The following is a 20015-nucleotide window of genomic DNA, read 5'->3' as shown; positions in this document are numbered from 1 at the left end:
TCGGAGCGCGATCACGGTCTCTGAGAGGAGAGGTCGCAGCCATGGCAGCAGAGTTCGTCCGCTACACGCCCGACGTCGAGGACGCCGACCCGGACTTCGAACGCAACGTGCAGACGGTGATCGAGAAGACCAGGAGCTACATCGCCGAGTCGGTCGAGGCCGGCGGCACCGGACAGGCCCTCCGCGACGCCCACGCCAAGGGCTACGGGCTGGTCCGCGGCGAAGTGGAGATCCTGGCCGGTCTGCCCCCCGAGTACGCCCAGGGAATCTACGCCACCCCGGGAACCCACGACGCGCTCATCCGCTTCTCCAACGGCTCGCCCCACGCCGGAGCCGACGCGCGCCTGGGCGCCGCTACCGGACTGGCCCTGAAGATGTTCGACATCCCCGGCCCGACCCTGTTGGACGACGAACCGGACACGGGCACCTTCGACTACGCCAACATCAACGGACCGATCTTCTTCTGCAACACGGTCGAGCACTACCTGTTCATCCAGGAACTGTTCCTGAACGCACCGGCCTACTTCTCCCAGGGCCGCCCTGGCGCACATCGCTTCTACACCGATTTCGTGACCGGAAAGGGAACTCTGGACCAGGACAACTGGGCGTGGGACGAGTTCCTGGCCTTCCTGCGCCTGGCGAAGACTCCGCCGGCAAACGTGCTGCTGTCGAGCTACTGGACCATGGGCGCGGTCCGCCACGGTGACTACATCGCCAAGGTGCGCTTCACTCCCGACCCGTCCTCCGCCGCCGCGGTGGTCCGGCGCACCATCGACCCGGCCTCGGCAGCGGAGGTCTTCCGGCCGGCCCTGCAAGGTGAGTTGCGGGAACGGCCCTACGCCTTCGACATCCAGGTCCAGCTCTGCACCGACCTGCGACGCATGCCGGTGGAGGACACCACCGTGGAGTGGCCCGAACAGCTCTCGCCGTCCGTCACCGTGGCCAAGCTGCGGCTGCCGAAGCAGGACATCTCCGGCCCGGAGAACCTGGAGAAGATGGACGCGCTGTCCTTCACCCCCTGGCGGGTCACCGCCGAGCACGCACCCCTGGGCAACATCATGCGGGCCCGCAAGGAGGTCTACCGGCAGTCCTCCATCGCGCGCCACAAGCTCAACCAACAGCCACGCACCGAGCCGCGCAGCGCCGACGAAGTACTTGGCCCGGCCCGATAGAAGCTGCCCTCTGGTGAAACGGCCCGAGGGCACATCCGGGGCACACGAGCCCGGGAGGCGGCGTCGACCCGTGAGAACCCCGCCCGTCCCATTCGCCGCACGAGCGGCAGGACTTCAGTCGATCCGTGTGCTCATGGAACGACACATCCTCGACCTCGGCTCGCCTCGCGAGGTCGACGGTCCATCAGCGCCGAGAATACCTTTCGTCGCTTCCGAGCCGGCAGCGTGCCCATGGCGTGCCCTCAAGAGCGGACAATCACGGTCAGCAGCGGTGCGATCTCGCGCTGTCGGGTGTTGTTCAGAGCCGCATACGCGCAGGTCAGCGACCATCCCGCTGTCAAGCGCCGTCGCTTCCCAAGCTGAGAGCGCGAGTTCGGTTCTCGTCACCCGCTCCACCGAGACCCCCCCGGGCCGATGACGGCCCGGGGGTCTGTGGTGACGCCCCGGCCGCAGTCGCTCCGTCGAGGGGGCACCGGACGAGCCTCGTGGCGGGTGCTCGGTAGCCGGCGCCCGCGGCCGGCACGGAAGCCGCACTGCCAGGCGAGGGAATCGGCCGAAGTGAACCGCGCGGGTTGGATTGCCGTCCCCGTGCTGGTAATGACTTTGTCATGGCCATGAATGTGATGGAGCTGCACAGCATCAATCCTTGGGAGGTGTCCTTCCTGCGCGAGGAGGTGGGCGGCTACTTCACCCACGGCATCGTGTGCAGGCCGGGCGCGACGGTACTCGACGTGGGCGCCAACATCGGCGTGTTCTCGGCGACCGTGTACGAACGGCTGGACGGGGACGTGCGGATCTATGCCTTCGAGCCGCTGCCCCCACTCCACGCGACACTTGAGCGCAACGCTCGCGATTTCTTCAACGGGCGCCTGACCCCGCTCCCTTACGGCTTGGCGTCTCGCGAGGACGAGCTCGATTTCAGCTACGTCCCGGCCGCCACGATCTTCTCTTCTTCCTCGCGAGATCAGGGGAACATCGAGGCCGAGCGGCGCCGGGTCACCGCCAGCATCGTCGAAATGATCAGCCAGGGCGGCCTGGGACCGGTCCTGCGCCGCGTACCCCTCCCCGTTCTCACTGTTCTCGTCGGCCGCAAGCTGCGGGTGATGCGACGCCTTGAGACGCACCGGGTGAAGGTCCGGACCCTGTCCTCGGCGCTCGACGAGCAGGGCATCGACCGCATCGACCTGCTCAAGATCGACGTGGAAGGCGCCGAACTCGATGTACTCAGGGGCATCGAGGAACGGCACTGGCCGCTGGTCCGCCAGGCCGTGGTGGAGGTGGAGCGCTGGCGGCAGAACCGCGACGCGGTCTGCGCGACCCTCCTCACACACGGCTTCACGGTCAGCACCGAGCAGAACCCGGTCCAGCAGGCCGGCGACATAGGCATGGTGTTCGCGATCAGGCCCTGACCGCGTGCGGCACCCGGCACCCGGCACGGTGGTCGACGCGTTTGTCGGTCTCCCCCGCCGGGCGGGCACTCACGGGGGAGGATCCACGCTGCTCCGGGAGGCCCACGGCAGGAGCTCAGCCCACGGCACCCCCGAGCCGAGCCGCCCCGACGACCGGCGGACCCGTTCCGCGATCGGACGGTCTCGACCGCTGTCCAGACTCCTTGTCGACTCCTTGTCGACTCCGCGCCCCGAGACGCCTCGATGGAGAAAGAGGGCGTGGGGCGTGGGTCAGAACACGCCCTTGTAGCTCTGCCAGCCGGTGGCGAGTCTGGTGCGGCCGCCGAAGGAGCCCTTGCCGTTGCCGTTGTTGCGGTAGAGGGCACCGGAGGTGTCGCGGGAGACGAGGTCGGCCCTGCCGTCGCCGGTGATGTCGCCCACGCCGACGATGACGTTGTACGAGGCCCCCCAGTCGTCGAAGACCTTCACCCGGCTCTTGAACGTGCCCGTCGCGGTGCCGCCGTAGCGCCACAGCTCGTTCGACCTGTCCTGCGCCAGCAGGTCGCCGTGGCCGTCGCCGTCGAGGTCGCCGGCACCCACGATCTTCTTGTAGCCCGTCCACTTAGAGGCGATCTTCGTCCGAGCCGACAGCTTGCCCGCGCTCGTCGCCTTGTACAGGTAGACGTCCCCGGTGGAGGCTTGTCGGGCGATCAGGTCCGCTCGGCCGTCACCGCTCATGTCCCCGGGCGAGGTCAGCACGTCGTACTGCGTCCAGCCGCTGGTGCCCAGCGAGGTGTAGGCCGTCGACGGGGTCACCGCCGCCCCGCACGCGGGCCGGTAGGCACGCAGCGCACCGCCGGCGTAGCGCACGAGGACGTCGTTGCACCGGTCGCCGTCGAGGTCGCCGTACGGCACGAACTTCGCGCTCGTCGGCCAGCCGGCGCCCGTCTTCCTGGCGGTCAGGGTGCCGGTGCCGGTGCCGTACTGGTACGTCAGTCCGCCCGAGCCGTTGAGGGTCAGCACCTCGCCGAAGCCGTCCGCGGTAGCGAAGTCCCGTCGGACCGGGGTCGCGCCGGTGACCTTGAGCGTGCCGGTCCTGGTGAGGGCCGCGCCCTGGCCGTCGGCCGGGGTGGCGGTGAGCGTCCAGGCGTAGGCGCCGTTGGCGACGAGCCGGCCGGCCGTGTCCTTGCCGTTCCAGGAGGTCTGGAGCGCGCCCTGGGTCGTACCGCCGGAGAGGGTGCGGACGGTCGTGCCGGTCGCCTTGTTCTTGAGGGTGAGCGTCCAGGACGCGGCCTGCTTCGACAGCCACCAACGCGGGCTCCAGGGCGCGCTCTTGACGTCGGCCGAGCCCGCGACGGAGGCGTCGAGCTGGGTGAGTGCCGAGACGGGGACGCCGCTCGATACCAGGTGGGTGTTCTGCCTGGCGTCGACGTAAGCGATCAGGCTGGTGTACGGGTCGACGTCCCACGGCTGCCCGCCCGGGACGGTCGCCACCGAGTGCGTCACCGGCGTGGCACCCCGGATGTCGGTCACCTTCAGCTCACCACCGGTGTTGGTGACGACGAAGCCGTCGCCGAGCTTGGCGGTCTCCCAGGCGCCCTGCGTGAGGGTGGTCCTGGTCCCGGTGACGGTGTCGTAGACGCCCTGGCTCTCGGCCGAGCCGACGCACGACCACAGCAGCCGGCGTCCCACCGCCTGGAGGTCCTCCAGCAGGCAGTTCCGGCCGAACCACACCGAGTCGCCGCGCTTGCCGGTGCGGACGTCGACCGGCGCGGCGCTGTCGTTGCCGTCCGCCACCCACAGGGTGGTGCCCCACAGCGCCTTGCCGTGCGTGGCCGAGGTGAGCACCGTGGAGCCGGTGTCGAGGTCGACCACCCGGGTCTGCGAACCGGCCGCCGCCGTGTACTCGGTGGCCATCGCGACGTGCCGGCCCTTGGCGTCCCACACCCGTACATAGCTGTGCTGGGGGTCGATCGCCGTGCCGGGCAGCGTGCCCGTCGGCTGGACGACCCGGGGGACGCGGTCGTCGCCCGAGAGATACGAGTTCCAGACGACCGTACGGCCGTCCCCGGTGCCCACGAGGTAGGGCGCGGAGGCGGTGACGAGGCCCTGGGAGGTGCGGGGGCCGACCGTGAGGGCGTCACCGGTGCTGCCGATCGTCCGGCTGTACATGGAGGTACGGCCGGTCTCGTGGTCCCGTTCCGTCACGGTCAACCGGCCGTTGTCCAGGGTGAGTGCGGGTACCGGGTCGGCCACGGGGTCCAGCACGGAGGCCGCGACCTTCTCGGCGACGGGGGTGCCGTCGGTGCCCGCGCGGACCAGGTTCACCCCGAAGTCGGCGGTGTCGGCGCCGCCGCCGGGCACGAGGAGCCCGCCGTCGGGGGTGGGGACGGCGAGGGCGAGGCTCTCCGAGCGGGCCAGCACGGACTTGGTCGTCGACCCGTCGGGGGCGAGCGCGTCGACCCGCCAGACGGGCAGGCCGCCGTCCTTGGCGCCCAGCGAGGAGTCGTAGCGGGAGACCAGGAGCCGGTCGCCGACCATGCCCAGCAGGTGGGTCGCGTAGTCGTTCTCCAGCGGCACGGTACGGACGGCCGTGGTCGGGTCGGCGCGGGAGTACACGGAGACGGTGCCGACGCCGTCCCACGACACCAGGTGGGTGGGGGTGAGGACCACACGCCCGGTCGTGGTGATGGTCGGGTTGTACGGCAGCGCGACGAACGTGCCCTGGTCGGCGTCTATCCAGCCGCTGTGGGTCGTGCTGCCCGTCCAGTACTGCACCACCGTGCCGTGGGCGTCGGCCACGGGCGAGTTGCCGGTGCTCACCGAGGAGACGTCGGCCGGGACGCCCGACACCGCGCGGTCGCCCACGGTGCCGTCGTCCTGGAGGTCGAGCAGGTGCCAGGTGAGCCGGTCGGCCGTCCAGGCGGTCGTGAGGACGGTCCGCCCGAGCGTCCCCCGGTAGGTGTGGCGGTCCGGGAGCGGGATCGTCGTCGCCGTCCCCCCGGCCGCCATGTCCCGCAGCGTCACGGTCCGCGCGCTGTCGTCGTAGCGGGCGACCACGTCCGAGCCGGCGCCGAACTCCGGCATGCCCCAGACCTCGCCGGCCGAGGCGTCCACCACCGTGTCCTCGCCCGTGTAGGTGGTCCACACATGGCCGCGGCCGGGTTCATAACGCAGGAACCCCGAGGGTCCGGCGCTGAGCAGCGCGGTCCGCGGCAGCAGGGATGTCTGCGCCGGGATGACCACCTCGGAGGCGTCGGCCGCGTGGACCTCGCCCGTCAGCGGGCCGAGGCTCATGGCCAGGGTCAGCGAGGTGGCGACGGCCAGACCGCCACGGATGAGGGCACGTCTGCCCACTTGGTTCCTCCACGGGGGTGGAAAGCGAGGTCAATTGCAAGATCAAGACTCGCCAACGGGCGACAAGGTTGCGGTCGGGGGAGGCCGGGAGGACGTCAGCGCCACGGCGCCCTGGAGTTCGCCACGTAGCCCTTCGTGCGGCGGACGGCGCCGCTTCGTTCCCCGACGACACCTCCGTGATGCCCCGGCCGGGACCACTCGTACGCATCAGCAACGTCACTTCGACAGTTGGTCTCCGCACACGGTGGCCCATGCGCGGTGGCACCGTCAGCAGCGCCGACCGCTCCCCTTCGTCACCTGCTGCACGGAGAAAGCCCAGGTCAGAGTCGCTGGCCTCGTTGCTGTCCATCGTGATGGGAGGGGGAGGTCGATGCCGAACGGCGATGGCGACCGACACGCGCACCCGCCCGCACCGCCTCCGCGATGCCTCTCGGCTGCTGCACAGGGGCCCCGGCCGGAGGAGTCCTGGGCTCTTCCCCCGGGCCCTGAGCGCGGTCGCGCCGGAGGCCGGCTCTACGATTGGCCGACCCGTGGCGCTCTGCGAGCGGTGCTGAAATGGCGTGGGTGGTACGGGCATTCGCATATTTGGGGGGATCCGTCGAGTGAGACTTCGCGCTGTTCTGCCTGCGCTGACAGCCGGTGCGCTGCTGACAGCCGTACTGGCCCTTCCGGCAGCCGCCGCCGACTCCGACACATCCGCGCCGCATGAGTCGGTGCCGGATGCCGTTGCGAGCCCGTCCGTCGCTGCGAGCCCAGGCCCATCGGACACACCGACGAACTCCGCGGTCGCCACACCGACCGACACCGCCGGCCCGGTCCCGTCCGGGACCGTGACGTCCGCCCCGGCCGACAGCAGCCCGGATCCGCACCAGTTCGAGGTGTACGGAGTCGGCAACTCCTGGTCAGACCACTGGAAGCTCTCGCTGTCCGTCTACAGCGACACCGCGACGGTCACGGGCATCACCGCCCGCTACCGGCCGCACGGGGCGCCCGCTGACGCGCCCTACGTCGCCACGACGTCGGACTTCGTGCCCGATCCCCACTACGGCGGTCGAGTCTCGGCGGACCGGCCCGTCCTTCCCGCCATGGGCGTCTACGACGTCTCCGTGGACGTGACGGACAGCTCGGGCAACGTCGAAGACTTCCCCGACGTCGGCGAGTTCACCTACGCGGCGCAGGTGACCGTCGGGAAGCTGGCGTCCGACCGGAGTTCCGTGGACTACGAGCACCGCTCGTACACCGTCTCCGCCCCGGTCACCGTCACCGACCCCGGCACCGGTGCGGTACTCGACCCGGCCGGTGTGTCGGTTGCCCTTGCCGACCCGGAGGCCGACGTCCCGTCGGAAACGGTCGCGGTCGCCACCGCGCGGGCGGACGGGCGGGTGGCCGCGACGGTCACGGTGAAGGATCGCGTCACCTACCGGACGGCCGCCGCCGACGGCACCGCCACCGCGGGATACCCGTACTTCCTCGACACCGGCGATCAGACCTTGCTCACCGTGCCGGCGACGGCGGAGACCACCCGGATCCGCATCCTGAGCAAGACCGACGTCGACGTTCCCAAGGGCGGCCGCACCACGATCACCGGTGTGCTCGAACGGAAGGTCGGGTCCACCTGGACGGGCACGCCGGACCAGAAGATCTACACCATGGGGCCGGCCTCCTTCTCCGCCACGGTCAGGACGACCGCCACCGGCACCTTCACCGTCAGCACCGGCACCGCGGGTGCGTACTACTTCAACAACTACTGGGACTACGATCCCTTCCTCCTGAGCACCGACAGTGACGCGACACCGGTATATGTGCACGTTCCGTCGCCCAGCCGCGTCACCCCGTTCCACGTCAGCGAGGACGAGTACGGCGAGGCGGTGATCGACGGCCGTCTGGACCTGCACGGGGCGGAGTTCGCGAGCAACACGCACTCCATGACGATCCAGTACTCGTCCGACGGCAGGACGTGGCACACCGTCGGCAGCACCCGGATCGGCCGGTCGGGTCTCGCCGGCGACGAGTTCATGACCTACGCGACCTACGGCGGGCAGGCGAACGGCTACTGGCGGGCGTACTTCCCGGGCACCCCGGACTACTCGCCCTCCTACAGCGCGGCGGTCAAGATCTACCGCACTCCCACCCGCGTCACCGGAGGCAAACCCAGCCACACCACGGTGCGCAAGAACACGTACGTGGCATTCGGCGGCCATGTGCAGCAGCGCAGTTCGTCCGGCACCTGGTCCGGCATCTCCCACACCTACGCCTACCTGGAGTTCCGGGCGACGGGAAGCAAGACGTGGCACTACGTCACGCGCGTGAAGACCGACACCAAGGGCACCTACCACCTGAGCGGCAAGGCAACTCACGGTGGCACCTGGACCGTCGTGTGGTTCACCTCCGACAGTCACCACATCGACTCCAACGGCCCGGAGACGTACGTCCACGTGCACTGACCTGTTCCTCGGGCCGAAGCCCGAGGAACAAGTCACGTCTTGACACCACCACATCCCGGACCGCTCCAAGGCGGGAGCGGTCCGCGGGAGCCGGCTTGGCCGAGGATCGCGCGTACGCCCGGATCGCCGTTCTCCGCGCCGGCGTGCGCGTCGGAGACCGGGCAGCTCCTGCCGGCGTGCTCGCCCGACCGCCGGGCCTTGATCAGGTCGTAGCCGCGTGCCCTGCGTGCGAGTTCATTCCGCCGGTTCTCGCTTCCGGACGCTGCCCGCCCGACAGCCGCTCAGGGGGCCCGCACCCCCGGGCCGACGACGTGCCCACAGCGTGCCCATACGACCGGCACACCACGGTCGACAACGGTGCGATCCTGCGCGCGCGGGCGCTGTACCGGAGCACGTATGAGCAGGTCAGAAGCGTTCCCGCTCCGCAGGCGCCGTCGCTTCCCGAGCCGAGAGCGCGAGTTCGGTTCTCGTCACCCGCTCCAGATCGAAACCCCAGGTCAGTTGCCCGGGGTTTGTCCACCGACCAGCTCACCGCCATGGTGAAGGCACGGCTCAAGCGGGTGCGGTACCGCTCCGGCCTCGTCGACCCCCTCGCCGCCAAGACCGGGCCGAACCTCCGGCCGCAGCTGAACCAGGATTCCTGGAAGGGCAGAGCCGGCGGCCTGGTCAGCCAGAGAACCGCCGGGATGCCGAAGAGGACACCCCACACACCGGTCACCAGGAATGCGTCCACTGCGATCCCCAGCCAAGCGACACGGGTCGGCGCGAGCACGCGCGAGGGGTCCTTCGGGTCGTATCGAAGCTCGCCCGCACCGTGATACCCCGCCGCCACATCATCCACCGCGTGTCCAACTCGGTCGCGCCCACCCACTGGCGCAGCAGGGCGATGCCTGGCGGCAGCAGTAGCCAGGCGATGGGTCCGAGAAAACGGGGCTCCACCGGCAGCCACACGGCGAGGGGGAGCCCCAGGACGACGTACCACAGGGCACGCCGCCACCACGGGCTGCCGTTCCGCGCCCGGCCACGCAGACCCGCCAGTACCCGCAGGGGCCGTACGCGCACCGACTGCCGCCGGGTCGACGGCCGGTTCCCCGTGGCCTCCGCGTCGCTCGTAATCGCCTCGATCTCGGTGCCCAGCGCGGCAACCATCGGCGTATTGCGGTGCCGGACCGTCAAAGCCGTGCGGACCTGCGCGTCCTCGAACGTGCCCACGGCCGGCGACTGCCCTGCGATCTCGACCTGACGGATCTGCGAGCCCGGCACGGTGATGGTCGTACGCCCCCGCTTCCAGTGCAGCGCACCACGCTCCACCCACACCCGGGTGCGGCCGTTGACGGTCGGGCAGTGATTTCGCGGCTTCCGTGACCCCGGCTGTCAGCGATCTCCAGGTCGGCGGGCGGGTGCCGCACGGGAATGACCTGGCGGGGACCGGTGCAGGTACGCGGAGATCTCGTCGCCGATGCTGAGCAGGTCGGTGAGGGGCAGCCGGCGTCCGAGCCCGACGAGGCCGAGACGAGCCGGTGCCGGCCCCGCCATGGCGTCGTCATCCAGAAGCGACGACCCCGGTGGCCGGTGTACTCGTCCAGGCGGCTTCCCGCACACCGGCGGCGATCACCGCGCACGTGAACAGGATGGCAGCGGCACTCCACTCCCAGGAGGCGACACCGATCACCGGCACGAGGAACACCGAGTGGACGGCGGAGACGGCGAACGCCGCCCGAGCCCAGCCTCCGCCGGTCATCGCCCGACGTACGGTCGCCCAGTGGCGCCACCACAGTCCTGCGGCCACTGCCGCGATGCCGGCCATCACGGCAGCGCCCAGCCGGGCCACGTCGGCATCGGTCACACTGCCGGGTTCGGCCGAGCCGCTCGCGTGCACGCTCAGTGCGACCGCGGTCCATCCGACGACCGCCGCACTCAGCAGGAAAGCCAGGGCCGCTGTGCGCCGCCGCGACCAACTCGTTTCAGAATGCATTGAGTTCGGTTTCATGCCCCATCCTAAGAGCTGCCCTGTAGCCCACGAGGAGCGAGGCGAACGCCGATCCGGAGTCCTTCCACGCGGAGTCGCCGTCGGCGTCGGTGGCCTCGATCTGGTGGGCGGCGGTGGAGGCGCCCCGGAGGAAGTCGGCGGGGTAGGGGAGTCCGTCGGGAGTCGTCGGCATGGTGGTCCTTGCCTTGTTGGCGGGTTGGATTCCCCTCACCGGGACGGCGTCGGTCCGGCCCAGACGGCGGAGGCGTCGTCGCGGCCGGGGGCGGGGAGGCGGACCGGGCGGACCGGGATGGTGCGGGTGTGCCCTTCTTCCGTCACCGCCGTCCAGCGGGTCGGGCGGCCCGAGTAGCACAGGGTGGTCAGGACGAAGACGCCGTCGGCGTAGACCTCGACGTATTCACCGACGGTGAGAATCCGCAGGGTGCCCGCGGGCCCGGCCAGGACGGTCTCGCCCAGTGACGCGCCGGCGGGGCCGGTGACCCGGAGGTTCTTGCCGTCGCACCCGACGACCAGGGCGGGACCGCCGTCGTCGTCCGTGCGGAGGGTGATCTCGATCCGCCCGGAGACATCGACATCACCGACCGCGTGCAGCGCCGGTTCCCCGGTTTCCTCCAGGAGCCAGGCGTCCAGGCCCGGCCACCACTCCAGGCGCGGTGCCGAACCCTCGTCCACGACAAGGGATTTGGGCTGGGCCAGCATGCCGCGGCACCGGTCGCCCGAGTCCGTCAGGCCGACCCGGCGGGGGGTGGTGTGCAGGAGTACGCGGGAGCCGTCGGGGGCGGCGATGACGCGCGGGGCGTACGAGCCGGTCGGGCCCAGCGGGCCGCGACGGGTCCAGGGGCCGCGCAGCCGCGGTGCCGTCCAGGACTCGAAGCCGCGGGTCGCGCCGATCGAGCCGATCAGCAACCAGCTGCCGTCGTCGAGGCGTTCGAGGATCGGGCACTCCAACTCGTCCACGTCACCGGGGGAGATGAGCGGCGGGTGGACCGTCCAGTGCTCCAGGTCGTCCGAGGTGGCCCAGGCGACGCAGCCGCTGACCTCGACGGGGAGCGAGGCGTCGGCGGCGCAGACGACCATGACCCAGCCGTCCGATTCGTCGTCGCGCACCACGAACGGGTCGCGCCAGCCCATGCGTTCACCGGTGCGGTACCAGCGGGCGTCCGCCTCGACCACGGGACCGGTGCCGTGGCGGCGCCAGCCGGTGCCGTCGGTGCGGTCGGAGTAGGCCAGGCCGACGGACTGGAGCGGCCAGCCGCCGTCCGTCAGACCGCTCACGCCCGTGTAGAACATCGCCATCCCGGAGCCGGAGCCGGAGCCGACGCCGGTGTCGTGCCGCACGGGGTGCATGGTCCACACCGCCTGCTGGTCGAAGCGACCCGGCAGGCCGTTGCCGAAGGCGGTGCCCGCGGGCTGCCATCCGACCAGGTCGGTGGAGGTGGCCCTGCCGTACGAGGTCTCCATCCTCAGGTGGTCGAACTCGCTCGTCCACGGGCCCTGCAGATGCAGCACCGCGTAGGTGCCGTCGTCGTCGCGGAGCAGGGCGAAGTCGTTCACGCAGAGGCCGGGCGGGGCGTATCGCATGCGCATTTCCTGTCGGCTCGCAGTGCTCAAACGCATGCGCTGAGCAGTGACACAAAAGATCTCGCGGAAGGATTGGCCCCAGTAAAACTGAACGCAAACGCTTGCGCAACAGCGAGCTCCGGCTTACGGTCACGTCACCCCCAGATCACACCGATGTGAAACAGACGGGAGAAAAGCGCTGTGACCGTCAGCATCAACGATGTCGCCCGCGCCGCCGGAGTCTCGGCGTCCACCGTGTCCCGCGCCCTGCGCGGCCAGCCGGGTGTCTCCGACGAGGTGCGGGCGCAGATCACGGCCGTCGCCACCCAGCTCGGCTACACGGCGTCCCGCTCGGCGTCCAGCCTGGCCAGCGGACGCACCTTCACCATCGGGGTCGTCGTCCCGTACGTGGGCCGCTGGTTCTTCGGCACCGTCCTGGACGCCGCCGAGCACGTGTTCAGCGCCGCCGGCTACGACGTCCTGCTCTACAACCTCGGCTCGCCGGAGACCCGCAAGCGTTTCTTCACCAAGCTGCCGGTCCGCAAGCGGGTCGACGCCGTGCTGTCGCTGCTCATCCCCGACGAGGAGGAGTCGGCCGCGCTGCGCTCCCTCGGCGTCCCGCTGGCCAGCACGGTCGGCGGCGCCCGGCCCGGCTTCAGCGTGGTCGGTATCGACGACCGGGCCGGCGCCGAGAGCGCCGTACGGCATCTGGTGAACCTCGGCCACCGCCGGATCGGCATGATCAGCGGATCGAGCGGGCCCCAGCACTGGACCACGCCCGTCGCCCGCCGCCAGGCGTACCTGGACGTCCTGTCCGAGGCCGGGATCGCGCACGACCCGGCCCTGGAGGCGGACGGCGACTACACCGTCGAGGGCGGCGAGCGGGCGATGACCGAGCTGCTGGCCGCGTCCCGGCCGCCGACGGCCGTGTTCGCGCAGTCCGACGAGATGGCGATGGGCGCGCTGCGCGCGCTCCGGCGGCACCGGCTGCGGGTGCCGGACGACGTGTCCGTGGTCGGCTTCGACGACCACGAACTTTCCGACGTCCTCGGGCTGACCACCGTTGCCCAGCCGGTGGCCGGCCAGGGCGCCGAGGCCGCCCGGCTGCTGCTGCGGCAGCTCGACGAGCCGGACGGCGAGCGGGCCGGGCACGTGCAGATGCCCATCCGGCTCGTCCTGCGCGAGACCACCGCACCGCCGCGCCCGCGCGGCCCCCAGTAAGCCCCGAGTCCCTGAGCCCCGGGGCCGTCGCGCCCCGGCCCCCCACGCCGGAAAGCACCAGCGCACGCACCACGAACCCTCGCACCCGCACGGAGGCACCACACCATGAGCCCGACCAGCCCCAACAGCCCGGCCGGCAGAAGGTACCGCCGCACGGCCGCCACCGGCCTGGCCCTCGCCCTGCCCCTCGCCGCCCTGGCCGCCTGCGGCGGCAGCGGCGGGGACTCCGCCGCCTCGGCCGGCAGCGGCAAGGGCACCATCAGCGTCTGGGCCCACCAGGGGCAGAAGAGCGAGGACACCGCCCTGCAGAACGCGGTGAAGTCCTTCAACTCCTCCCAGAGCAAGATCAAGGTCGAGCTGAAGCTCATCCCCGGCGACGACTACACCAAGACCATCACCGCCACCGACGCCTCCCAGCTGCCGGACGTGATGGAGTTCGACGGCCCGACCATGGCGAACTTCGTCTACAACAAGAAGCTCGCGGCCATCGACGACTACGTCTCCGCGAAGACGATGTCCAACGCGACCGACGCCAGCAAGGCGCAGGGCGAGATCGGCGGCAAGCACTACGGGCTCGGCATGTACGACTCCGGGCTCGGCATCTACGCCAACAAGAAGCTGCTGGACGCGGCCGGCGTGAAGTACCCGAAGACCGCCTCCGAGTCCTGGACCGTCGCCGAGTTCAACAAGGCGCTGACGGCACTCAAGGCCAAGGACACCGACGGCAAGGTCCTCGACATCCAGGAGAACAACGGCCTGTCCAACGAGTGGGGCACCTACGGCTTCTCCCCGATCGTCTGGTCGGCCGGCGGCTCCCTGCTGAAGAACGGCAAGGCCGAGGGCGCCCTGGACAGCGCGTCCGTGGTCTCGGCGCTGAAGACCTTCCAGTCCTGGAAGAGCGACGTCGACCCCAACACCGACGGCAACGCCTTCGCCAAGGGCCGGGTCGCGCTCAGCTGGGTCGGCCACTGGATGTACCCGACGTACAGCAAGGCCCTCGGCAGCGACCTGGTCGTGCTGCCGCTGCCCGACTTCGGCAACGGCACCAAGACCGGCCAGGGCTCCTGGGCCTGGGGCATCGGCGCCGACTCCAAGAACGGCAAGGCCGCCGGCGCCTTCCTCGACTACCTCCTGAACGACACCAACGTCACCGCGATGACGACGGCCAACGGCGCCCCGCCCGCCACCAAGTCCGCGCTGGCCGCGAGCTCCCTCTACAGGAAGGGCGGCCCGCTGGAGCGCTTCGCCGACCAGCTCGACAAGCCGTGTGGCGACAGCGACATCACCACGTCCTGCGTCGCCGTGACCCGCCCGGTCACCGCCGGCTACCCGACCGTCACGGCCGAGTTCAGCGAGGCCCTGAACTCGATCTACGGCGGCGCCGACCCGAAGAGCGCCCTGCAGAAGGCCGCCCGCGCCATCGACCAGGACTTCTCCGACAACGACGGCTACCAGATCCAGTAGGACACGTCGGCCGGGCGGGTGCGCGCACGACGCTCAGGGCGGCGCACCCGCCCCGGCCGGGAACAGGACCGGAACAGGACACCCCCGTGAAGACCGTGGAACCCGCGCACCCAGCGCCCTCGCGCAGGCAGGAAGGCCCGCCCGTGACCTCCGTGAAGACCGCGCGCACCGGGCGGCCCAGGACCAGGAACCGCGACTGGCTGCACGGACTGCTCATGTCCACGCCCGCCGTCGCCGGCCTCGTCGCCTTCGTCGGCATCCCGTTCGGCTACGCCGTCGTCCTCTCCTTCTACAACGTGCGCCTGGGCTCCCCGCTGGCGCCCAGGTTCTTCGGCCTGGAGCAGTACCGGCGGCTGTTCACCGACCCGGACCTGTCCGGTCCGTTCCTGCGGGCCCTGCTCAACAACCTGACGTTCGCCGTGGTCGTCGTACCGCTCCAGACGGGTCTGGCGCTGGCCCTGGCGATCCTGCTCAACCGCAAGCTGAAGGCGATCGGCGTGTTCCGGTCCCTGTTCTTCCTGCCGGTGGTCTTCCCGATGACCCTGGTCGCCGTTATCTGGCGCCTGATCCTCGCCCGCAGCGACCAGGGTCTGCTCAACTCCACGCTGCACCTGGTGAGTTTCGGCAACTGGGGCGCCTTCGACTGGCTCGGCGACGCGGCTACCGCGATGGCCTCGGTCATCGTGCTGTCCGTGTGGCAGGGGGTGGGCTTCCAGATGGTCATCCTGCTGGCCGGTCTCCAGCAGATCCCCGGCGAGCTCTACGAGGCCGCCGAACTCGACCGCGCCACCCGCTGGCAGCAGTTCCGGCACGTCACCCTGCCCGGCATCCGCGGCACCCTCGTCTTCGTCGCCATGCTGACCTCGGTGCTGTCCTTCCGGGTCTTCGACCAGGTCTACGTCCTCGTCCACGGCGGCGGCCTCAACGAGGACGCCACCCGCACGGTCATGTACGAGGCCGTCACCACCGCCTTCGACCAGAACAACATCGGCCAGGCGTCGGCGATCACCGTCGTCTTCTTCCTGATCGTCGTCGCCCTGACCATCGTCCAGCGCCGCGTCGTCCGGCCCGACAACGAGGACTGACCCCGACCATGGCCACGACCCGCGCCCCCCTGCGCCGCTTCACCGACTATGCCGTCCTCGGCGTCCTGGCGTTCGTCTTCGTCCTCCCCGTCCTCTACCTCCTCCTCGGCAGCCTCAAGCCCTCCGACCAGGTGCTGAACGGCCTGTCCGGCTTCCTCCCCACCCATCTGACCTTCGCCAACTACGCCCACGTCCTCGACGCCCTGAACTCCGACAGCACCGGCTACTTCTGGCGCTTCATGGGTGTCTCGCTGCTCGTCGCGTTCGTCGTCGTGACCGGCGGCCTGTTCGTGAACTCGATGGCCGCGTACGGCATGTCACGGCTGAGGTGGCGCGGCCGGGAAGCCGTCTTCACGCTGGTCCTGCTCCTGATGCTGGTCCCGTTCGAATCGGTCGCGGTCCCGCTCTTCTACATGTTCAACGACCAGCGCAACACGATCTACATCCAGGCGATCCCCTTCATCGCCAACGCTTTCTCGGTCTACCAGTTCCACACGTTCTTCCGCTCGATCCCGCCGAGCATCGAGGAGGCCGCCCGGCTGGACGGCGCGGGCCCCTGGCGCACCTTCTTCGCGATCGTCGTCCCGATGTCGAAGCCCGCGTTCGCCTCGGTCGCGATCCTCACCTTCCTCACCCAGTGGGGTTCCTTCCTCTGGCCGGTGTTGATGGTCTCCGACCCCTCCGTCCGGCCCCTGCCTCTGGAGATGAGCGTCTTCCAGGGCCAACAGCCCCCGGACTGGGGCGAGATTCTCGCCTTCGGTGTCCTCCTCGTGCTGCCCGTCCTGATCGTCTTCGCCTTCTTCCAGCGCTGGTTCGTCCAGGGCGTCGCCAGCTCGGCAGTCAAGGGGTGAGCCCCGGCAGCCATGCGGTCCGGGCCTTCGGAGCCGGCATCGTGATCGACGTCCGCACGCCGGGACCAGGCATTTTGTGATCTCGCACGCCGAGGTGGAGGCCCGGTTTCCCTGTGCAGTCGCGACGGTGCCGCTCAGCCGGCTCCGGTGTCGGAGAGTGCCGAGGCCGCCCTTCGGAGCGGACAACCACGGTCGACAGCGGTGGCACCAGGCACCCACCGCCGGCGCAGGACGCCGAGTCGGCGCAGGCCGGAGCGGTACAGCCCGCCGAGCGCCGTCGCTTCGGCCAGACGCTCGATGCGGACGGTGGCCGCCGCTACCTGCGGTGAGGCCGCCCCGCGGGGCCGGGAGGTCAGGCCAGGCCGGCCGCGATGGCGCGGCGCACGGCGTCGGCCCGGTCCCGGATGCCGGCCTTGGCGAACAGGTTGTTGATGTGCGTCTTGACGGTCGCCTCGCTCACGAAGAGCTTCTCCGCGATCGCGCGGTTGGGCAGACCCCGGCCGATCAGGGTGAGCACTTCGCGTTCGCGGGGCGTGAGATCCGCGGGCAGCTGCGGTCCGGACGACGTCGGCCTGGCGCGGACGGTGGCCAGCAGCCGGTCCTGGACCTCGCGGTCCAGCACGGACTGGCCCGCGGCGGCGGCGCGGATCGCGCGGACGATGTCCTGGCGTCCGGCGTTCTTCGTCAGATAGCCGCGGGCGCCCGCGCCGAGGGCTGCCAGGATCGAGTCGTCGTCGGCGAACGTGGTGAGCACGACGACGGCCACCTCGGGGTGTTCGTCGCTCAGCCTGCGGGTGGTCTCGATTCCGTCGAGCACGGGCATGCGCAGGTCCATCAGCACGACGTCCACCGGACCTGCGGCGACCGCGTCCAGTACGCCGTTGCCGTCCGCGGCCGCCGCGACGACGTCGATGTCCGCGGCCAGGTCCAGCACCGCGGCGAGCGGTTCGCGGACGGCGGCCTGGTCGTCGGCGACGACCACGCGCAACGGCCGGGAGCTCTCGGTGGGTTCACTCATCGCGGGATCACTGCCTCCACTTGCCAGCCGCCCTGGTCCGGTCCCTCGGTGACCGGTCCCGCGGTGAGGGTGCCGCCCAGCAGGGCGACGCGTTCGCGCATGCCGATCAGCCCCATTCCGCTGCCGCCCGCCGCGTTCACCGCACGGGTGGCGGGCCGGTTGCGGATCGTCAGCGTCGTCGCGGAAGCCGCGAAGGCCAGCTCCACCTGCACCTCGCCGCCCGGGGCGTGCCGCGCGGCGTTGGTCAGGGATTCCTGGGCGATCCTCAGCAGGTTCTGGGTCACCCGGGCCGGTACCTCCACGGGGGTGCCGCGGACGGTCAGGGCGTCGCGGTGGCCGGACGATTCAAGCATCGCGGTGAGGGTCTCCACCAGCGGCAGCGCGTCCTCGCGGAGCGCGTGGACGGTCCACTGTGCCTGCTTCAGGCTCTCCTTGACGAGGCTGTGAGCCTTGTCGTTGACCGCCCTGACCTTCTCCAGGTCGCCGGTGTCGAGCAACGCGTCGGCCAGTTCCAGCTGCATGTTGATCCCTGCCAGCGTGTGCGCCAGGACGTCGTGCACGTCCCGGGCGATCCGGCCGCGTTCGGTGAGCACGGCGGCTTGCGCTTCGGCCCGGGCGGCGCGCTCCGCGTTCTCGGCCGCCGACAGCGCGGCCTCCACGGCCTGGTGCTGGACGCGGTTGAGTATCCCGATCAGGACCGGTGCGCCGGTGGTGAGACCGACGGCCCAGGGCAGCAGGCCGTCACCGGGCCCGAGACCGAAGTACAGGACGCCGCCGCAGAGCAGGCTGCAGGCCAGCGCCAGGACGACGGCCGGTCTGGCCGGGAGCCGGTATCCGATGTGGCCGGCGAGGAAGAAGGCGAAGAGGTAACCCGTGCCGCTGCGCCCGGCGCCGATCAGCGCGGCCGCGGCGAGGACGCCCAGCGACAGCCAGACGACGGCGGCACGCGTCGTGACCCTGCCCGGGGGCAGGCCTCTGGCCAGCAGCGCCGCACAGTTCAGTACGAACAGGACCGCGACCACCAGCCCCCGCCCGCTGACGCCCATCGGCCGGATCGTCAGGGCCCCGCTGACGATGACCGCCAAGGTCAGGGCCCACTGCACCCGGGGGTCCCGGCCCGGGACCGGCCGGGGCGCGGCCGACGGGGGCGGGACCTGTCCGAGGGAGGAGGCGGTCTCGGCGGTGGGCACGGCCAGACCATAGCTCACGGTCGGACCGCGACGCGGTTCGAGGCGGGGGCGGGCTGCCCGGCGGTCAGCATCCGGCTGCGGACGAAGATCGTGCCCAGCCGGGTCACGACCTCGGTGAGCGCCATCAGGACGAAGGCCGCCACCCATGCCTGGTCGCTGGTGATGTGGTGGGCGACGCTGAACCGGGCGACGTCGTCGGCGCCGCCGCCGTGCTCGGTCCACAGCTGGAAGCCCATCCGGGCACCCATGCCGAGCACCCACAGGATCGCGGAGACCGCGCCCGCCTTGATCAGGATGTGCTCGCCCGCGGTCCTGACCCGGGTGTAGACGCCGCCGGCGACGCCGAGGACGGCGCCCGCGGCCATGAGCGCTCCGACCAGTATCAGGTCGTTGCCCCCGGTGGGAACGGAGTCCAGGTACGTGTGGGCCACGTAGGCGACGATCCCCAGCGGGATCAGGAAGGTCCTGAGGTCGAGCCGGCCTTCCCGCAACTGCCGGAAGACGACGAGGATGAGAGCGATGTCGGTGATCCACTCGGTCGTTGTCATGCCCCCAAGCCTGCTGTCACAGGGCCCGCGACGCCTGGACCCACGGGTGGAACCCGGGGTGGAGAAGCACGTGGGCGGTCGCGGTCTGGGAGGCACCAGGGACTCGAACGGTCTGTGACCTACGGCCGTGCACGTCGGAGCGGTCAGTCCCACCAGTCGTCGCCGGTGTGCCAGCGCCGGACCCACTCCTCGAAGCCCCATGCCCGGTCGCCGGGGGCCGGGGCGGCGCCGACGTCGGTGACCGTCCACACCTCGCCGCGGCGGGGGCCGGTGGTCAGCAGAAGCCAGAACGACTGCCCGTCCTCGGCTCCGAGGACAACGGACCCCTTGTTGAACGCGGCGCCGATCCGCGGGTCCTCGGGGCCGGCACTCCCGTCGTCCTCCCAGAGCCAGGCCGCCTCCAGGGGGAACGGGTGCCCCGGCTGCCGCGGGCCGAGGCCGGGCCACGTGTCGGGCAGCCAGCCGAGCGGCTGGAGACCGCCGTCGCCGGCGGGGCCCAGGCTCGACCCGTTGCTGACCTCCGCGACGAAGGTCCGGTACGGCTCCGGCAGGGACACCCCGTTCTCCCGCTCCCAGTCCGCGACGGCTTCCTGCCCGAGCGCCGGCTCGCGCCACTCGGGTGGGAACGCAGAACGCAGGAAGTCGAGGGTGGCCTCGGCGGGACGCTGATCACGTGTGTCTGTCACGGCAGCATGCTGGCAGAAGGGGCTGACAGCCCATCGCGGCC

At 70.8% G+C, this 20015-nt stretch carries 16 protein-coding genes; 7 read left to right on the top strand and 9 right to left on the bottom strand.

Features of this window, described 5'->3' with window-relative positions:
• Positions 1–41 precede the first annotated feature (41 nt).
• Positions 42–1172: a catalase family protein gene (locus tag ACFZB3_RS27690; protein ID WP_391379664.1), complete on the top strand. Its 1131-nt coding sequence runs from the start codon at positions 42–44 to the stop codon at positions 1170–1172.
• Between the two features lie 623 nt (positions 1173–1795).
• Positions 1796–2581 (top strand): FkbM family methyltransferase, encoded by a 786-nt coding sequence (locus tag ACFZB3_RS27685; RefSeq protein ID WP_391379662.1) that lies wholly within the window; start codon positions 1796–1798, stop codon positions 2579–2581.
• Between the two features lie 270 nt (positions 2582–2851).
• On the opposite strand, the gene ACFZB3_RS27680 is transcribed toward ACFZB3_RS27685, so the two are convergent.
• On the bottom strand, positions 2852–5917 hold the full coding sequence (locus ACFZB3_RS27680; RefSeq protein ID WP_391379660.1) for an FG-GAP-like repeat-containing protein: 3066 nt from the start codon (positions 5915–5917) through the stop codon (positions 2852–2854).
• A gap of 830 nt (positions 5918–6747) precedes the next feature.
• Between ACFZB3_RS27680 and ACFZB3_RS27675 the strand changes: the two genes are divergently transcribed.
• A complete protein-coding gene (locus tag ACFZB3_RS27675) occupies positions 6748–8361 on the top strand; it encodes a hypothetical protein (protein WP_391379658.1) in 1614 nt (537 codons plus the stop codon).
• A gap of 714 nt (positions 8362–9075) precedes the next feature.
• Here the strand turns inward: ACFZB3_RS27675 and ACFZB3_RS27670 are convergent.
• From ACFZB3_RS27670 to ACFZB3_RS27655, 4 genes are all read right to left on the bottom strand, one after another.
• Positions 9076–9672: a hypothetical protein gene (locus ACFZB3_RS27670; protein WP_391379656.1), complete on the bottom strand. Its 597-nt coding sequence runs from the start codon at positions 9670–9672 to the stop codon at positions 9076–9078.
• A 232-nt stretch (positions 9673–9904) separates the two neighbouring features.
• Positions 9905–10336, bottom strand: coding sequence for a hypothetical protein (locus ACFZB3_RS27665; RefSeq protein WP_391379654.1), 432 nt, complete (start codon positions 10334–10336; stop codon positions 9905–9907).
• Complete coding sequence (locus ACFZB3_RS27660; protein WP_391379652.1) at positions 10326–10523, bottom strand: hypothetical protein; 198 nt, start codon at positions 10521–10523, stop codon at positions 10326–10328. The genes ACFZB3_RS27665 and ACFZB3_RS27660 overlap by 11 nt, the downstream gene beginning before the upstream one ends.
• A 35-nt stretch (positions 10524–10558) precedes the next feature.
• The gene (locus tag ACFZB3_RS27655; RefSeq protein ID WP_391379650.1) at positions 10559–11932 is read right to left on the bottom strand and encodes a mucin-1; all 1374 of its coding nucleotides are present in this window, start codon (positions 11930–11932) and stop codon (positions 10559–10561) included.
• A 180-nt stretch (positions 11933–12112) separates the two neighbouring features.
• Between ACFZB3_RS27655 and ACFZB3_RS27650 the strand changes: the two genes are divergently transcribed.
• The 4 genes from ACFZB3_RS27650 to ACFZB3_RS27635 all read left to right on the top strand — a co-directional run bounded on the left by ACFZB3_RS27650 (position 12113) and on the right by ACFZB3_RS27635 (position 16532).
• Positions 12113–13132 (top strand): substrate-binding domain-containing protein, encoded by a 1020-nt coding sequence (locus ACFZB3_RS27650; protein ID WP_391379648.1) that lies wholly within the window; start codon positions 12113–12115, stop codon positions 13130–13132.
• Positions 13133–13237: 105 nt separating this feature from the next.
• Positions 13238–14596 (top strand): extracellular solute-binding protein, encoded by a 1359-nt coding sequence (locus ACFZB3_RS27645; protein WP_391379646.1) that lies wholly within the window; start codon positions 13238–13240, stop codon positions 14594–14596.
• A gap of 86 nt (positions 14597–14682) precedes the next feature.
• Complete coding sequence (locus ACFZB3_RS27640; protein WP_391379644.1) at positions 14683–15681, top strand: ABC transporter permease subunit; 999 nt, start codon at positions 14683–14685, stop codon at positions 15679–15681.
• A gap of 8 nt (positions 15682–15689) precedes the next feature.
• Positions 15690–16532 (top strand): ABC transporter permease subunit, encoded by an 843-nt coding sequence (locus ACFZB3_RS27635; protein WP_391379642.1) that lies wholly within the window; start codon positions 15690–15692, stop codon positions 16530–16532.
• A gap of 352 nt (positions 16533–16884) precedes the next feature.
• Here the strand turns inward: ACFZB3_RS27635 and ACFZB3_RS27630 are convergent, their stop codons facing one another.
• The 4 genes from ACFZB3_RS27630 to ACFZB3_RS27615 form a co-directional block, all read right to left on the bottom strand.
• Entirely contained in the window at positions 16885–17550 is a 666-nt protein-coding gene (locus tag ACFZB3_RS27630; protein WP_391379640.1) for a response regulator, read from the bottom strand.
• Positions 17547–18653 carry a histidine kinase gene (locus tag ACFZB3_RS27625; RefSeq protein ID WP_391379823.1) on the bottom strand — a complete coding sequence of 369 codons (1107 nt, stop codon included), beginning with the start codon at positions 18651–18653 and terminating at the stop codon, positions 17547–17549. The genes ACFZB3_RS27630 and ACFZB3_RS27625 overlap by 4 nt, the downstream gene beginning before the upstream one ends.
• A 101-nt stretch (positions 18654–18754) precedes the next feature.
• Positions 18755–19288 carry a hypothetical protein gene (locus ACFZB3_RS27620; RefSeq protein WP_391379638.1) on the bottom strand — a complete coding sequence of 178 codons (534 nt, stop codon included), beginning with the start codon at positions 19286–19288 and terminating at the stop codon, positions 18755–18757.
• A gap of 143 nt (positions 19289–19431) precedes the next feature.
• Positions 19432–19974 (bottom strand): SMI1/KNR4 family protein, encoded by a 543-nt coding sequence (locus ACFZB3_RS27615; protein ID WP_391379636.1) that lies wholly within the window; start codon positions 19972–19974, stop codon positions 19432–19434.
• Between the last annotated feature and the right edge of the window lie 41 nt (positions 19975–20015).

Source organism: Streptomyces sp. NPDC008092 (assembly GCF_042957285.1).
Classification (GTDB): Bacteria; Actinomycetota; Actinomycetes; order Streptomycetales; family Streptomycetaceae; genus Streptomyces.
This window is presented reverse-complemented; position numbering and strand designations above follow the sequence as displayed.

Bases quoted from the DNA above. Each gene is read 5' to 3' on its own strand.
- ACFZB3_RS27630 (WP_391379640.1), bottom strand. From the start codon at position 17,550: ATGAGTGAACCCACCGAGAGCTCCCGGCCGTTGCGCGTGGTCGTCGCC.
- ACFZB3_RS27635 (WP_391379642.1), top strand. From the start codon at position 15,690: ATGGCCACGACCCGCGCCCCCCTGCGCCGCTTCACCGACTATGCCGTC.
- ACFZB3_RS27690 (WP_391379664.1), top strand. From the start codon at position 42: ATGGCAGCAGAGTTCGTCCGCTACACGCCCGACGTCGAGGACGCCGAC.
- ACFZB3_RS27655 (WP_391379650.1), bottom strand. From the start codon at position 11,932: ATGCGATACGCCCCGCCCGGCCTCTGCGTGAACGACTTCGCCCTGCTC.
- ACFZB3_RS27665 (WP_391379654.1), bottom strand. From the start codon at position 10,336: ATGCATTCTGAAACGAGTTGGTCGCGGCGGCGCACAGCGGCCCTGGCT.
- ACFZB3_RS27645 (WP_391379646.1), top strand. From the start codon at position 13,238: ATGAGCCCGACCAGCCCCAACAGCCCGGCCGGCAGAAGGTACCGCCGC.
- ACFZB3_RS27620 (WP_391379638.1), bottom strand. From the start codon at position 19,288: ATGACAACGACCGAGTGGATCACCGACATCGCTCTCATCCTCGTCGTC.
- ACFZB3_RS27685 (WP_391379662.1), top strand. From the start codon at position 1,796: ATGGAGCTGCACAGCATCAATCCTTGGGAGGTGTCCTTCCTGCGCGAG.
- ACFZB3_RS27660 (WP_391379652.1), bottom strand. From the start codon at position 10,523: ATGCCGACGACTCCCGACGGACTCCCCTACCCCGCCGACTTCCTCCGG.